General features: G+C 75.3%; 12 protein-coding genes. 8 read left to right on the forward strand and 4 right to left on the reverse strand.

The genetic code is table 11. The features are described from left to right. Positions 1–42: 42 nt before the first annotated feature. Both LPU43_RS11770 and LPU43_RS11775 read right to left on the reverse strand, forming a co-directional pair. Complete coding sequence (locus LPU43_RS11770; protein WP_229400323.1) at positions 43–843, reverse strand: site-2 protease family protein; 801 nt, start codon at positions 841–843, stop codon at positions 43–45. Beyond that, the gene (locus LPU43_RS11775; RefSeq protein WP_229400324.1) at positions 843–1,043 is read right to left on the reverse strand and encodes a hypothetical protein; all 201 of its coding nucleotides are present in this window, start codon (positions 1,041–1,043) and stop codon (positions 843–845) included. The genes LPU43_RS11770 and LPU43_RS11775 overlap by 1 nt, the downstream gene beginning before the upstream one ends. Before the next feature lie 151 nt (positions 1,044–1,194). On the opposite strand from LPU43_RS11775, the gene LPU43_RS11780 reads away from it, so the two are divergent. From LPU43_RS11780 to LPU43_RS11790, 3 genes are all read left to right on the forward strand, one after another. Then, positions 1,195–3,150, forward strand: coding sequence for a bifunctional adenosylcobinamide kinase/adenosylcobinamide-phosphate guanylyltransferase (locus LPU43_RS11780; RefSeq protein WP_229400325.1), 1,956 nt, complete (start codon positions 1,195–1,197; stop codon positions 3,148–3,150). After that, positions 3,140–3,949, forward strand: coding sequence for an adenosylcobinamide-GDP ribazoletransferase (locus LPU43_RS11785; RefSeq protein ID WP_229400326.1), 810 nt, complete (start codon positions 3,140–3,142; stop codon positions 3,947–3,949). The genes LPU43_RS11780 and LPU43_RS11785 overlap by 11 nt, the downstream gene beginning before the upstream one ends. A 65-nt stretch (positions 3,950–4,014) precedes the next feature. Next, positions 4,015–5,301 carry a DUF2314 domain-containing protein gene (locus tag LPU43_RS11790; protein WP_229400327.1) on the forward strand — a complete coding sequence of 429 codons (1,287 nt, stop codon included), beginning with the start codon at positions 4,015–4,017 and terminating at the stop codon, positions 5,299–5,301. A gap of 34 nt (positions 5,302–5,335) precedes the next feature. On the opposite strand, the gene gcvT is transcribed toward LPU43_RS11790, so the two are convergent. Further along, positions 5,336–6,466 (reverse strand): glycine cleavage system aminomethyltransferase GcvT, encoded by a 1,131-nt coding sequence (gcvT, locus tag LPU43_RS11795; RefSeq protein WP_229400328.1) that lies wholly within the window; start codon positions 6,464–6,466, stop codon positions 5,336–5,338. A gap of 162 nt (positions 6,467–6,628) precedes the next feature. Between gcvT and LPU43_RS11800 the strand changes: the two genes are divergently transcribed. Continuing rightward, complete coding sequence (locus LPU43_RS11800; RefSeq protein ID WP_229400329.1) at positions 6,629–8,203, forward strand: leucyl aminopeptidase; 1,575 nt, start codon at positions 6,629–6,631, stop codon at positions 8,201–8,203. Positions 8,204–8,270: 67 nt separating this feature from the next. Here the strand turns inward: LPU43_RS11800 and LPU43_RS11805 are convergent, their stop codons facing one another. Next, entirely contained in the window at positions 8,271–8,600 is a 330-nt protein-coding gene (locus tag LPU43_RS11805; protein ID WP_229400330.1) for a hypothetical protein, read from the reverse strand. Positions 8,601–8,778: 178 nt separating this feature from the next. Between LPU43_RS11805 and lpdA the strand changes: the two genes are divergently transcribed. The 4 genes from lpdA to LPU43_RS11825 all read left to right on the forward strand — a co-directional run bounded on the left by lpdA (position 8,779) and on the right by LPU43_RS11825 (position 14,221). Then, entirely contained in the window at positions 8,779–10,170 is a 1,392-nt protein-coding gene (gene lpdA, locus LPU43_RS11810; RefSeq protein WP_229400331.1) for a dihydrolipoyl dehydrogenase, read from the forward strand. Positions 10,171–10,243: 73 nt separating this feature from the next. After that, positions 10,244–12,079, forward strand: a complete 1,836-nt coding sequence (sucB, locus tag LPU43_RS11815; RefSeq protein ID WP_229400332.1) for a 2-oxoglutarate dehydrogenase, E2 component, dihydrolipoamide succinyltransferase — start codon at positions 10,244–10,246, stop codon at positions 12,077–12,079. A 168-nt stretch (positions 12,080–12,247) separates the two neighbouring features. Further along, entirely contained in the window at positions 12,248–13,582 is a 1,335-nt protein-coding gene (locus tag LPU43_RS11820; RefSeq protein ID WP_229400333.1) for a low temperature requirement protein A, read from the forward strand. A 123-nt stretch (positions 13,583–13,705) separates the two neighbouring features. Beyond that, a complete protein-coding gene (locus LPU43_RS11825) occupies positions 13,706–14,221 on the forward strand; it encodes a hemerythrin domain-containing protein (protein WP_229400334.1) in 516 nt (171 codons plus the stop codon). The last annotated feature ends 167 nt before the right edge of the window (positions 14,222–14,388 follow it).

A 14,388-nucleotide genomic window follows, 5' to 3' on the forward strand; every position in this document is an offset into this window, starting at 1 on the left:
GCCCCGCCGGCCGGGCCCCGGGCCCGCCTCGCCGGAGGCGGCTCAGCCCTGCCAGAAGCGGATCAGATCCAGGCCGGCGGCGTAGAGCCACGGGGGCAGGCCGAGCACGTCCGCCACGGCGAAGACCGCGTCGAAGAACCAGCCGCCGATGTTGGGGTTCCACAGCAGCGCGAAGAGCAGGATGAACCCGAACGGGGCGAACAGGTCGTACATCCGCCGCCACTGCGGGTTGAGCCACGGCTGGATCATGTTGCCGCCGTCCAGGCCCGGCACCGGCAGCAGGTTGAGCACGCTGGCGGTGAGCTGGAGGAACGCCAGCAGCGCCAGCCCGGCCCAGAACTCCACCGACCCGTTGCCGCCGAAGCCGACCCGCAGGACGGCCACCAGCAGCAGGGTGAACAGCACGTTGGTGGCCGGCCCGGCCAGGCTGACCAGGGTGTGCCGCAGCCGCCCCGGGATGGCGTGCCGGTCGACCCACACCGCGCCGCCGGGCAGGCCGATCCCGCCGAGCAGCACCACCAGCACCGGCAGCGCGATCGACAGCAGCGGGTGGGTGTACTTGAACGGGTTGAGCGTCAGGTAGCCCCGGTGCGCGACGCTCCGGTCCCCCGCCCGGTAGGCGATCACCGCGTGGGCGTACTCGTGCAGGCAGAGCGAGACCAGCCAGCCCGAGACGACGAAGAGGAAGACGTCGAACCGGACGTTGCCGAACCGGTTCCAGGCCATGACGCCGCCGGCCACGAAGAGCGCGACCAGCGCCAGGAACACGGGGCTGGGCCGGAACGCCGAGCGGGGCACGCCGAGCACCAGCGGCTCGCCCCCGCCCGGACGGTCCGAGACCATCACTCGACCGGAGGTTGCAGGCTCATCCGGTACTCCACCCGGTCGTCCTCGACGAGCGTGACCGTGGTGACGCCGGACGCCGCGAGCTCCCGCCATGCCTGGCCGACCCACGACTCGGCGTCCGCCTGGCTCCCGAACGTCTCCGCCGGCCCCTCGGTCGACTCGCCGTTCGCGCCCTCGTACCGCCAGCTCCACGCCATGCCGCGTCTCCCCTCGCCGCTGAAGTCCCTGGGACGAACCCCCGCAAGCGTAGTCGGCCCGGCCCCGGCGGGCCGGCCGCCGGTCCACGCACGGTGGGGCTGCCCGGTCGGCGGGGTCGGCCACGCCGGCCCGTTCGTTAAGGTACGGGGCATGTCCGTTGACGGCTGGAACACGCTCCTGGTGCTCGGTGGTATCCGCTCCGGCAAGTCCGAGTACGCGGAGTCCCTGGTCGCCGACGCGCCCACGGTCCGCTACGTCGCGACGTCGGCGACCGGCGACCCGGAGGACGCCGAGTGGGCGGCCCGCCTGGAGGCGCACCGCAGCCGCCGCCCGGGCGGCTGGAGCACCGAGGAGACCGCCGACGATCCGCGTCGGCTGGCCGACGTCATCGCGTCGGCCGGCCCGAACGACACGCTGCTCGTCGACGACCTCGGCGGCTGGGTGACGGTGCTGCTCGACCCGGCCCACCAGCCGGCGGACGACACGGCGACGATCGCCGAGTTGGCGGCGGCGGTCCGCGACTGCCCGGCGCGGCTGGTGCTGGTCAGCCCCGAGGTGGGGCTGTCGTTGGTGCCGACGACCCCGCTGGGCCGGGCGTTCACCGACGCCCTCGGCGCGGCCAACCGGGCGGTCGCCGACGCGTGCGACGCGGTGGTCCTGGTGGTCGCCGGCCAGCCGTGCTGGCTCAAGCCGACCGCTGCCCCCGCCGTCGCCACGCGCGACGGCCACCGCCCCGCGACCGCCGCGCCGGCGGAAGCCGTCGGGGCCGTGCCGGCCACCGCGACCGTCGTGCCGGCCACCGCGACCGTCGTGCCGGCCACCGCGACCGTCGTGCCGGCCGCGCGGCCCGGGGCGCGCCCGAATGCGCCGGAGCCGTCCGCCACGCCGTGGGCGATGCGGCCCACGGGCGCCGCCGCCCCGGTCTTCAAGTCCGGCATGGACCTGCCGATGCCCGACGAGCACGCCGGGCCGCGCGCCGTGGAGCGGCTCGCCACGCTGGACCTGCCCGGGGCGGGGCTGGGCGCGATGGAGCGGGTGGTCGCCTTCGCGGCGGCCACCCAGGGCACCCCGACCCCGGCCCCCTGGGACAGCGTGCGGGTGCTGCTGCTGCGCGGCGACCACGCCGGGGCCGCCGCCGCGGGCTCGGTGCCCGGTGAGTCGGCCCGCCGGGCCGCGCAGGCCCGCTCCGGCCGGGGCGTGCTGGCCCGGCTGGCCGCCGAGATCGGCGCCGACCTCCACGTGACGGAGGCGCCGCCGTCGGGACCGATGGAGGAGGGGCCCGCCCTGGCCCGGGAGACCGTCGAGGACGCCCTGCGGTACGGGTGGCGGCTCGCCGGGGAGGCCGCCGACGCGGGCGTACGGCTGCTGGTGCTGGCCTCGTGCTCGGCCGGCACCGACGCCGCCGCGGCGGCGGTGCTGGCGGCGACGGCCGGCGCGGAGCCGCCGGTGGTGCTCGGCCGCGTGGTGACCCCGGACGGCAGGATCGACGACGCCGCCTGGATGCGACGCTGCGCCGCCGTCCGGGACGCGTTGCACCGCACCCGCAACTCGACCCGGAACGGCAAGGGCGTGCTGGCCGAGCTGGGCGGCGGGGACATCGCGGTGGCCACCGGCGTGCTGATCGGCGCGACCGCCCGCCGGCTGCCGGTGCTGCTGGACGGCCCGGTCGGCCTGGCCGCGGGCATGGTGAGCCGGGAGCTGGCCGGGCAGGTGCGGCACTGGTGCCTGCTCGCCGACCAGGGCGGCCACCCGGCGGTGCGCCTCGCCAGCGACGTGCTGGGCCTGACCCCGCTGCTGGACCTGCGGCTCGACCTGGGCGAGGGCGCGAACGCGCTGACGGCGCTGCCGCTGCTGCGCTCGGCGCTGTCGCTGGCCGCCGCCCTGCCGCCCCGCCCGAACGGCGACGACGCGGACACCGGCGACGGCGACCCGCTCGCAGACGGCACGGGCGGGGGCGACACGGGCGCAGGCGAGGGGGCTGCCGGCGACGCGGAGCCCGGCGACGGCTCGGAGTTCGTCGAGCCGGAGCCGGCCGGCCCCGGGCCGGCCACCACCGGAGCCGACGAGCCGGCCGAGCCGGAGGCGGCCGGCCGGCGTGCCGGCTGAGCCGGCCCCCGAGCCGAAGGGCGACGGGTCGGCGCGGCACCGCCTCGGTGCCGGGGTGCGGCTGGCGCTCGGCACGTTCACCGTCCTGCCGGTGCGCGCCGGCCGGGTGGACCGGGCCGCGGCCGGCACCGCGATGGCGCTCGCCCCGGCGGTGGGCGCCCTGCTCGGGGCGGCGCTGGCCGGGGTGCTGCTGCTCCTGTCGGCCGGCACGGCGCCGCTGCTCGCGGCGGGCGTGACGGTCGGGGTGGCCGCCCTGCTCACCCGGGGGCTGCACCTGGACGGGCTGGCCGACACCGTGGACGCGCTCGGGTCGTACCGCCGGGGGCCGGCCGCCCTGGAGATCATGAAGAAGCCCGACGTGGGGCCGTTCGGCGTGGTCGCCCTGGTCGTCGTGCTCCTGGTGCAGACGGCGGCGCTCGCGGAGCTGGCGGGCCGGTCGTGGCCGGCGGCGCTCGCGGCGGTGGTGACCGCCACGGCGGCCGGCCGGCTCGCCGTCGCCCTGGCCTGCCGCCGGGGGGTGCCGGCGGCCCGGCCGGAGGGGCTGGGCGCGCTGGTCGCCGGCACCGTCGGCCCGGTCGCCCTGGCGCTGGGCGCGGTCGCCGTCGCGGCCGTGGCGGTCGCCGCCGTGCCCGGCCGCGCCTGGCAGGGGCCGGTCGCCGTGCTCGCCGCCCTCGCCGTCGCGGCGCTGCTGCTGCGCCACGTGGTACGCCGCCTCGGCGGCATCACCGGCGACGTGCTGGGCGCCGCCGTGGAGGTCGTCACCACCCTCGTCTACGTGGGGCTGGCCCTGACCCGCTGATCCGCGCGCACCGGGGCGGGTAGCGTTTCGGGCGACAGACCGGCGCGGGGTTCGAGGGAGACCAGATGCTCATCACCGACGACTTCCTGCCGGTCCCGGTCCCCGAGTCGCTCACCGCCACCTACCTGGTGCCGATGACGGGGCTGCCGAGGGTCGGCGTGAAGACGGCCGTACGGGCTCTGGAAGGCCGACTGGCCGAGCCGGTGTACGGGCTGGCCACGCAGATGCTGGACAGCCCGCTGATGAGCGTGGACACCCGGCCCGTCGGCGAGTTCCCCGCGCTGCCGCCGGACCTGCTCACCGCGTTCGGGGCGAGCGAGGAGCAGCTCGACCGGCTCGCCGCCGCCAGCCACCTGGTGGTGGTGCAGGCCGAGTACCGGCCGGGCTGGCCGCCGGCCCACGAGTGGGCGGCCCGCGCCGTCGCGGCGGCGGTCGCCGAGAGCGCCGGCGCGGACGTGGTGGACGTCTTCGGCCTCCAGTTCCTCGACCCGGCCACGGCGCTGCGCTCGCTGCCGGACGCGCAGGGCCGGGTCCGCCTGGTCGACTGGGTGCTGGTGCCGTACTCCTCGGACGCCGAGGGGCTGTGGTTCACCACGAAGGGGCTACGCCGGTTCGGGCTGCTGGAGTTGCAGACCCAGGGGGTGCCCGACCACCTCACCCGGGCCTGGGGCGCGGTGCTGACCGGGGCCGCCCGTCGGCTGCTGCGGGCCTGGACCGACGGGCTGGCCGGCGAGGAGGTGCCCGCGTTCGTGCAGCTCCCGGTGCTGGCGACGGTCACCGGGCACGACATCGCGGTGGCGTACGGGAACCCGGAGCAGCACGGGGCGACCGCGCCGGTGCTGCTGCGGCTGGAGCTGGACCCGGCCACCGACCCGGAGGCCGACTCGTTCCTGAGCCTGCGCCCACCGGCGGGGCACCGCGGCCCGGCGGGGCGCTACTTCGCGGCGGCGTGCGCCACCCTGTTCGACGGCATCGCGCCGGACGTGCGCTACGCCCGCCCCGGCGACGCCATGTCCCGGGCGGTCGCCACCGCCCGGGACGGCCTCGACGGTGTCCGGGCCCGGTTCCTGGCCGGCGCGCTGCCGCCGGAGTCGCAGCTCGTGGTGAAGTACGGGCTCCCCGGCGACGAGGGCCCCGAGTACGTCTGGGCCGGCGTGACCTCGTGGGACGCCCCGGAGCGGATCGTGGGCGTCAGCGCCAGCGACGCCGCCACCGACCCCACGGTCCGCATCGGCGCCCCGGTGACGGTGGAGGCGACGGACGTGGTCGACTGGGCCGTCCTGGACGCCACGGGCGTCCTGGAGGGCGGCTGGACCCAGGCGGTCCTGGACGCCGGCGACCCCACCCCCTGATCAATGGGGCTGGAGGGGGTGGGGCGAGCCGGGGTCAGCGGACCGAGGGGGTGACGAACGGGGGGCGGGTCAGGCGGAGGGGGGCGCGGCGGCCCCGGATGTCGACCTCCACGGTGTCGCCGTCGGCGAGCTTGGGGGCGGTGTCGATCAGGGCCAGGGCGATGCCCTGCTTCTTCGTCGGGCTGAACGTGCCGCTGGTGACCACGCCGACCCGCTCGTCGCCGACGTACACCGCCATGCCGGGGCGCGGGATGGCCCGGTCGACGGCCTCCAGGCCGCGCAGCGTGCGTGCCGCGCCGGCCGCCTTCTCCGCGAGCAGCGCGTCGCGCCCCCAGAACGCCGGCTTGTCCCAGCCGACCGCCCAGCCCGAGCGGCCCTGCACCGGGGTGATCTCCAGCGACAGGTCCTGCCCGTGCAGCGGGTACCCCATCTCGGTGCGCAGGGTGTCCCGCGCCGCCAGCCCGCAGGCCCGCAGCTCGTACGCCGCACCGGCGGCGGTCAGCGCGTCCCAGACCGCGACGGCGTGCCCGGCCGGCACCACCAGCTCGTAGCCCAGCTCGCCGGTGTAGCCGGTGCGGCAGACGGTCAGCTCGGCGCCGGCGAGGGTCGCGGGGCGGAAGCTCATGTACCCGTGGTCGGTCGGCAGGCCCAGCTCGCCGAGCAGCTCCGCCGAGCGGGGCCCCTGCACGGCGAGCACCGCGTACGCCTCGTGCTCGTCGGTGACGACGATCCCCTGCGGGGCGACGGCGCGCAGCCGGCGCACCACCTCGGCGGTGTTCGCGGCGTTCGGGATCAGGAAGACGTGGTCGTCGGCGTGCAGGTAGGCGATGATGTCGTCCACCACGCCGCCGGTGGCCTCGTCGCAGCAGAGCGTGTACTGCGCCTGGCCGGGGCTGATCCGGCGCAGGTCGTTGCTGAGGCAGGCGTTGACGAACTCCGCCGCGCCGGGGCCGACCACCCGCGCCTTGCCCAGGTGCGACACGTCGAACACCCCGACCCCGGTACGCACCGCCGTGTGCTCCTTGAGCACCCCGCCGCCGGCGTACTCCAGGGGCATCTCCCACCCACCGAACGGGGCGAACTTCGCGCCGAGGGCGGCGTGCCTGTCGTGCAGCGGGGAGCGGCGCAGCCGGGTCGCGGCGGCGTCCGAGGTCACGTCGGTCATGGGTGGCAACTTACCCGTGACTGAACGGCTGGTTAGCATCGGCGGGACCCGTCGGCACGGTTCGGCGGGACAGCCATCGTCCGGCGGGATAGGTTGCCGCCGGAGACCTTCATCGCCGGTACGCGACGACGCGCCCGGCCCGGCCCGCCCGGAGTAGCCCCAGTGACATCGCCCAGCACCACCACCCTCAGCCTGGTCGACACCGATCCCGCCGAGCTCGCCGTCGACGCCATCGTGATCGGCCTGCACAGTCAGACCGGCGAGCGGGAGGCCGACGCCGGTCCCGCCGGGACGTTGCTGCTCGCCAGCGGCGCCGAGAGCATCGCCGCCGCCTTCGACGGCAAGCTGACCGAGACGCTGGCACTGCTCGGCGCGACCGGTGCGCCCGGCGAGGTGGTGAAGCTGGCCTCCCTGGGCACCGTCACCGCCCCGGTCGTCGCGGCGGTCGGCCTCGGGCCGGAGCCGACCGGCGCCGCCCCGGCGCCGGAGACCCTGCGCCGGGCCGCCGGCGCGGTGGTCCGGGCGCTGGCCGGGGCGCGCCGCGTGGCGCTGACCCTGCCGCTGCCCGACGACGCCGACGCCTCCCCGGCCCTGCGCGCGGTCGCCGAGGGCGCGCTGCTCGGCGCGTACCGCTTCGCCGGGTACAAGACCCGCCCCCAGCCGGCCCGGCGGGAGCCGGTGGCCGAGGTGCTGATCGCCGTGCCGGAGGCGGGCGACGCCGGCGCGCGGGCCGAGATCGAGCGGGCGCACGCCGTGGCCGGCGCGGTCCGGCTGAGCCGCGACTGGGTGAACACCGCCCCGAACATGCTCCGCCCGCCGGCGTTCGCCGACGCGGTGGCCGAGGCGGCGCGGGCGGCCGGGCTCGGCGTGGAGGTACTCGACGAGACGGCCCTGGCGGCGGGCGGCTACGGCGGCATCATCGCCGTCGGCCAGGGCTCGGAGGCCCCGCCGCGCCTGGTCAAGCTCACCTACACCCCGGCAGAGGGTGGCAACGGCAAGCGGGTGGCGCTGGTGGGCAAGGGCATCACCTTCGACACCGGCGGCATCTCGATCAAGCCGGCGCAGGGCATGTGGGAGATGAAGTCCGACATGGGCGGCGCGGCGGCGGTGGGCGCGGCCATGCTGGCCATCGCCGCGCTGAAGCCGGCGGTGACGGTGACCGGGTACCTGCCGATGGCCGAGAACATGCCGTCGGGCACGAGCTACCGTCCGGGCGACGTGATCACGATGTACAACGGCAAGAAGGTCGAGGTGCTCAACACCGACGCCGAGGGCCGCATGGTGCTGGGCGACGCGCTCGCGCGGGCCTGCGAGGACGGCGCGGACTACCTGTTCGAGACCTCCACCCTCACCGGCGGTCAGGTGATCGCGCTGGGCAAGCGCGTCGCCGGCCTGATGGGCACCCCGGAGCTGTGCGAGCGGGTCCGGGCGGCCGGCGACGCGGTCGGCGAGCCGGCCTGGCCGATGCCGCTGCCGGACGACGTGCGCAAGGGCATGGACTCCGACGTCGCCGACATCTCGCAGGTCAACGCCGGGATGGACCGGGCCGGGCACATGCTGCAGGGCGGGGTGTTCCTGCGCGAGTTCGTCACCGACGACGTGGCCTGGGCGCACATCGACATCGCCGGCCCCAGCTACCACTCGGGCGAGCCGACCGGCTACTGGACCAAGGGCGGCACGGGCGTCCCCCTGCGTACCCTGGTCCACCTGGTGGAGGAGATCGCCGCCGCGGGCTGACCCGCGCGTTCCCCGGAAAGGGTGGCCGTTCCCGCACGAGACGGCCACCCTTCCGCGTACGGAAGGGTCAGTGCTGGTCGGGGCGGCGCTTGCGGCGTTCGTTGTAGTCGCGCATGCGCTGCGGGTAGCCCATCAGGCGGACGTCGTAGATCGGGATGGCCAGCCGGTGGGCGAAGCGGCGGGCGCCCTCCGGGCCGTCGACGCGGCGGCGGGTCCACTCCCCGTCGTCGGCGATGAGGATGACCGTGGTCTCGGTGACCGTGGTCCGGGGCTCGATGAACGCCTCGACGCCCTGCCGGGTGCGGACGAAGTTCTCCAGGTGGTCGAGGTCGGCGCGGTCGGCCGCGCGGTCCCGGCCCGCCGGGCGCGCCTGCTTGCGTCGTCGGAACAGCGCCACCGACCGTCTCCCCTGTCCGCGTCATCGAAGTCCGTGCCAAGCGTACGTGTCGCGGACGTGTCGTTGGGCACCTCGGTACGCGCCCGGAGCGCGGTGGTGACAAGATGACCGAGGTGGGGACTGTCCGTGCCGCCCCCGCCGTGACCCCCGCTGCAGCGACGCGACCTGGGAGTTGGACGTGAGCGAGCCGAACGACGCAACCTTCGACATCGTCATCCTCGGAGGTGGCAGCGGCGGCTACGCGACCGCGCTGCGCGCCGCCCAGCTTGATCTCTCCGTCGCGCTGGTCGAGAAGGGCAAGCTGGGCGGGACCTGCCTGCACAACGGCTGCATCCCGACCAAGGCCCTCCTGCACGCGGCCGAGATCGCCGACCAGACCCGCGAGTCGGCGCAGTTCGGCGTGCAGACCGAGCTGGTGGGCATCGACATGGCGGGGGTCAACTCGTACAAGGACGGGGTGATCTCCCGCCTGTACAAGGGCCTCCAGGGCCTGGTGGGCGGCAACAAGAACATCACCTTCGTCGCGGGCGCCGGCAAGCTGGTCGGCCCGAACGTCGTCGAGGTCGACGGCAAGCGCTACACCGGCCGCAACGTGGTGCTGGCCTCCGGGTCGTACGCGAAGAGCCTGCCCGGCCTGGAGGTCGACGGCGAGCGGGTGATCACCAGCGACCACGCGCTGACCCTGGACCGGGTCCCCTCCTCCGCGATCGTGCTCGGCGGCGGCGTGATCGGCGTCGAGTTCGCCAGCGTGTGGAAGTCCTTCGGCGTGGACGTGACGATCATCGAGGCGCTGCCCCGGCTGGTCGCCGCCGAGGACGAGGAGTCGTCGAAGGCGCTGGAGCGGGCCTTCCGCAAGCGGAAGATCAACTTCAAGGTCGGCAAGCCGTTCGAGAAGGTCGAGAAGACCGACAAAGGCGTCAAGGTCACCATCGCCGGCGGCGACACCGTCGAGGCCGAGCTGCTGCTGGTCGCCGTGGGCCGGGGCCCGAACACCGCCGACCTCGGGTACGAGCAGCAGGGCGTCAAGATGGACCGCGGCTACGTGCTGACCGACGAGCGGCTGCGCACCAGCGTGCCGAACGTCTACGCCGTCGGCGACATCGTGCCCGGCCTCCAGCTCGCCCACCGGGGCTTCCAGCAGGGCATCTTCGTGGCCGAGGAGATCGCCGGCCAGAACCCGGCCGTGATCGACGAGGCCGGCATCCCCCGGGTCACCTACTCCGACCCGGAGCTGGCGTCGGTCGGCCTCACCGAGGCCAAGGCCAAGGAGCAGTACGGCGCCGACAAGGTCAAGACGTACAACTACAACCTGGGCGGCAACGGCAAGAGCCAGATCCTCAAGACGGCCGGCTTCGTGAAGCTGGTCCGGGTGGAGGACGGCCCCGTCGTCGGCGTGCACATGGTGGGCGCCCGGGTCGGCGAGATGGTCGGCGAGGCGCAGCTCATCTACAACTGGGAGGCGTACCCGGCCGAGGTGGCGCAGCTCGTGCACGCCCACCCGACGCAGAACGAGGCCCTGGGTGAGGCGCACCTCGCCCTCGCCGGCAAGCCGCTGCACGCGCACGCCTGATCGAGAACTGATTCCGCGGCGTCCGGCGGCAGACGGGCGAGATCGCACCAGGGGAATGAAGGAGTCTTAGAACATGCCGGTATCGGTCACCATGCCTCGGCTCGGCGAGAGCGTCACCGAGGGCACCGTCACCCGCTGGCTCAAGCAGGAGGGCGACACCGTCGAGGTCGACGAGCCGCTGCTCGAGGTCTCGACCGACAAGGTCGACACCGAGATCCCGTCCCCGGCGGCGGGCGTGCTGAGCCGGATCGTGGTGGGCGAGGACGAGACCGCCGAGGTGGGCAGCGAGCTCGCCGTCATCGCCGGCGAGGGCGAGTCGGCGGGCGGCGGCGAGGCCGCCCCGCAGCAGGAGCAGCAGGAGGAGGAGCCGGCCGAGGAGGCCGCCGAGGCCGCGGCCGAGCCGCAGGCCGAGGCGGAGCAGCCGGCCGTCGAGGAGCCGGCGGCCGAGGCCGCCCCGGCGTCGTCGGGCGAGGGCACCCCGGTCAAGATGCCGGCCCTCGGCGAGAGCGTCACCGAGGGCACCGTCACCCGCTGGCTCAAGCAGGTCGGCGACAGCGTCGAGGTCGACGAGCCGCTGCTGGAGGTCTCCACCGACAAGGTCGACACGGAGATCCCCTCCCCGGTCGCCGGCACCCTGCTGGAGATCAAGGTCGCCGAGGACGAGACCGCCGCCGTCGGCGCCGACCTGGCGATCGTCGGCGCGGCCGGTGCCGCCGCCCCGGCCGAGGCGAAGCCCGAGCCGAAGGCGGAGGCCAAGCCGGAGCCGAAGGCCGAGCCCAAGGCCGAGCCGAAGCCGGAGCCGAAGGCCGAGGCCAAGGTGGAGGAGCCGACGCCGGGCCTGTCGTACAACGAGCCGGCGGCGGAGGCCGAGACGGCCGCGAAGCCGGCGCAGGCCGAGCAGCAGGCCCAGCCGGCGGCCCCGACCGCCGCCCCGTCCGCGCCCGCCCAGGGCGGCGGCGAGGAGGCGGCCGGTTACGTGACCCCGCTGGTGCGCAAGCTGGCCGCCGAGCACGGCGTGGACCTGGCCTCGATCACCGGCACCGGCGTCGGCGGGCGCATCCGCAAGCAGGACGTGCTGGAGGCGGCGGAGAAGGCCAAGGCGGCGAAGGCCGCCCCGGCCCCGGCGGCGCAGCCCGCAGCGGAGGCGGCCCCGGCCAAGCCGGCCGCGAAGCCGCAGCCGAGCGCGAAGCGCGGCACCACCGAGAAGCTGCCCCGGATCCGGGCGACCATCGCCAAGCGGATGCAGGAGTCGCTGCACGAGATGGCGCAGCTCACCACGGTGGTCGAGGTGGACGTCACCAAGGTCGCCAAGCTGCGGGCCCGGGCCAAGGACTCGTTCCAGCAGCGGCACGGCGTGAAGCTGTCGTTCCTGCCGTTCTTCGCCCTCGCGGCGGTCGAGGCGCTCCAGGCGTACCCGATCGTCAACGCCAGCATGGACCTCGACGCCGGCACGATCACCTACCCGAAGGCCGAGCACCTCGGCATTGCGGTGGACACCGAGCGCGGCCTGATGGTGCCGGTGATCCACGACGCCGGCGACCTGAACCTGGGCGGGCTGGCCAAGCGGGTCGCCGACCTGGCGGAGCGCACCCGGACCAACAAGATCAGCCCGGACGAGATCGCCGGGGCGACGTTCACGCTGACCAACACCGGCAGCCGGGGCGCGCTCTTCGACACCCCGATCGTGCCGTCGCCGCAGTCGGCGATGCTCGGCACGGGCGCGGTCGTGAAGCGTCCGGTCGTGGTGAACGACCCGGAGCTGGGCGAGGTCGTCGCGGTCCGCTCGATGGTCTACCTGGCCATGTCGTACGACCACCGGCTCATCGACGGCGCCGACGCGGCCCGTTTCCTGGTGGCGGTCAAGGAGCGGCTGGAGGCCGGCAACTTCGAGGCCGAGCTGGGCCTGTAACCCCACTGTCCGACGCGACGGGCGCCCCGGTCACACCGACCGGGGCGCCCGTCGCCGTTGCGGGCACCGGCTGCCGTACGGGACGGGCGCCCCGCCGGGGCGCTCGGCGCTCGGGTGGGTCTGGGCCGAATCGCCACCCGGCCGGCCCGGCGCTGCGACAGTGGACGGGTGGGCGGCTACCGGCGGCGGGAGCGGAGGCAGCGGCTCGGCCCGGCCGTGCCGGTGGCCCCGGGTGCCCGGGTCGACCGGTTCGAGGTCTTCTTCGACCTGGTCTTCGTCTTCTCGTTCTTCATCATCACCCGGACCACCGCCGCCGCGGTCACCTTCGATGCCGTGTTCCACGCCATGCTGGTGCTCGCGGTCCTCTGGTGGACCTGGGTGGTGCACACCGTGGTGGCCACCCGGGTCCGGCTCGGCCAGGGCTTCGTGCCGGTGCTGATGGTCGTCGGGATGGCGGCGCTGTTCTGCTTCGCGCTGGGGCTGCCCCAGGCGTTCGGCGAACCGGGGGCCAGCACCGGCGGTCCGGTGATCGTCGCGGTCAGCTACATGGTGATCCGCGGCGTGCACATCCTGCTCTACCTGCACGTCGTGCGGGACGCCCCGGAAGAGCGCCGGCAGCTCCTCCGGTTCGCCCCGGAGGTGGTCTTCAGCACCGTCCTGCTGCTCGTGGCCGCGCTGCTCCCCGCCGCGATCCACGACCGGGAGTGGGCGTCGCTGGCACGCGACGGCCTCTGGGTCGCCGTGGTGCTGCTCCAGTACGGCACGGGGCTCATCGGGGCGTGGGGCGGCTGGGAGGTGCAGTCGGCGGAGCACTGGACGGAGCGCTACGAGCTCATCCTGATCATCGCGCTGGGCGAGTCGGTCATCTCGGTGGGCGTGGGCAGCAACCTGCTCGGCCAGCCTCCGGCGTGGCCGGAGGTCGTCGCCGCCGCCCTCGGCATCGTCTTCACCGCCGCGCTGTGGTGGGCCCACTACGACGTCATCGGGCCCGCCGCCCGGATCACCCTGCACGCCACGACGGGCCGCCCCCGGGCCCGGATGGCCCGCGACGCCTACGCGTACCTCTACCTGCCGATGATCGCCGGGATCATCCTGTTCGCCCTGGGCGCGGAGGAGATCGTGCACCAGATCGCCGACCCGGCCAGCTCCATCGGCGAGGCGGCGCACGGCCTCTCCGTACCCCTGCTCTTCGGCGGGGTGATCTGCTACCTGTGCGGGAACATGGCGTTCCAGGCGCGCACGCTGCGGACGCTGTCCTGGACCCGGGTCGCCACCGTCGTGCTGCTCGCCGTCTGCATCCCGGTCGCCACCCACCTGCCCGGCCTCGCCGCCATGGCGCTGCTCGCCGCGATCTGCGTGGGCCTGGTGGCGGCCGAGGTGGTGATCTGGACGGAGGGGCGGCAGGCCCTGCACGAGGAGGTGGGCCGCGAGCGCAGCCACCACGAGATGCAGGAGGCCGCCTGGCGGGCCCGCTGGCACGAGGACGAGCCCGGCGGGCCGTGACGGCGCCGCCCCACCGGGCAGCGCGGGGGGCCGGGTGGCGGGTAGGGTTGCGGCCAGCGTCGCGGTGCACCCGGCAAGGAGACCGCCGAGGGCATGGAGGCGCGGGACCGTACGGGACCCCACGTGCACCCTTCCCCCGATCCGGGCGACCGCCTCGCGACGCTCGGCACCCAGTTGATCGAAGTTCACCAGTGGCTCCGCGAGGAGCTGGCCCGCCTCCGCGCGAGCCTCGAACCGGGCGCGGCCCCGCCGGACGACGCCGACCGGCCCCGCAGCCTCCGGGCGCACTGCCTCAGCTTCTGCGCCGCCCTGACCGCGCACCACACGGGCGAGGACGGCGGCGCGTTCCGGGTGCTCGCCGAGGAGGAGCCCCGGCTGCGCCCGGTGCTGGAGAAGCTCGCCCAGGACCATCGGATGATCGACGGCATCGTGCGCCGGGTCGAGGAGCTGGCCGCCGCCCCGGTCGGCGACGACCCGGCCGCCGCCGCCCGGGTGCGCGCCGAGCTGGACGGTCTCACCGCGATTGTCGAGTCGCACTTCGGCTTCGAGGAGCGCACGATCGTCGCCGCCCTCGACGCGCTGCGCGCCGACGCCGGCACCGCGGAGGACCTGTTCGGCCTGGCCCCACCGCCCCGCTGACCCGCCACCGGGCCTTCCGCCCCGTTGATCAAGGAGTTTGCGTCATCCCGCCCGGCCCGGCATGACGACAACTTCTTGATCGACGGCGCGGACCCCGGCAGGGGGCGGGGTCCGGGGGCGGCCCGGCCGGGGCGGCCGGTCTCGGCGTCAGACGGCGCGGCCGGTCC

It is taken from the genome of Micromonospora okii (assembly GCF_020884795.1).
GTDB classification, from domain to species: domain Bacteria; phylum Actinomycetota; class Actinomycetes; order Mycobacteriales; family Micromonosporaceae; genus Micromonospora; species Micromonospora okii.

What these genes read in the sequence shown, in the direction of transcription:
- LPU43_RS11770 (WP_229400323.1), bottom strand. Translation starts at nt 843, where the DNA reads ATGGTCTCGGACCGTCCGGGCGGGGGCGAGCCGCTGGTGCTCGGCGTG.
- LPU43_RS11780 (WP_229400325.1), top strand. Translation starts at nt 1,195, where the DNA reads ATGTCCGTTGACGGCTGGAACACGCTCCTGGTGCTCGGTGGTATCCGC.
- gcvT (WP_229400328.1), bottom strand. Translation starts at nt 6,466, where the DNA reads ATGACCGACGTGACCTCGGACGCCGCCGCGACCCGGCTGCGCCGCTCC.
- sucB (WP_229400332.1), top strand. Translation starts at nt 10,244, where the DNA reads ATGCCGGTATCGGTCACCATGCCTCGGCTCGGCGAGAGCGTCACCGAG.
- LPU43_RS11775 (WP_229400324.1), bottom strand. Translation starts at nt 1,043, where the DNA reads ATGGCGTGGAGCTGGCGGTACGAGGGCGCGAACGGCGAGTCGACCGAG.
- LPU43_RS11790 (WP_229400327.1), top strand. Translation starts at nt 4,015, where the DNA reads ATGCTCATCACCGACGACTTCCTGCCGGTCCCGGTCCCCGAGTCGCTC.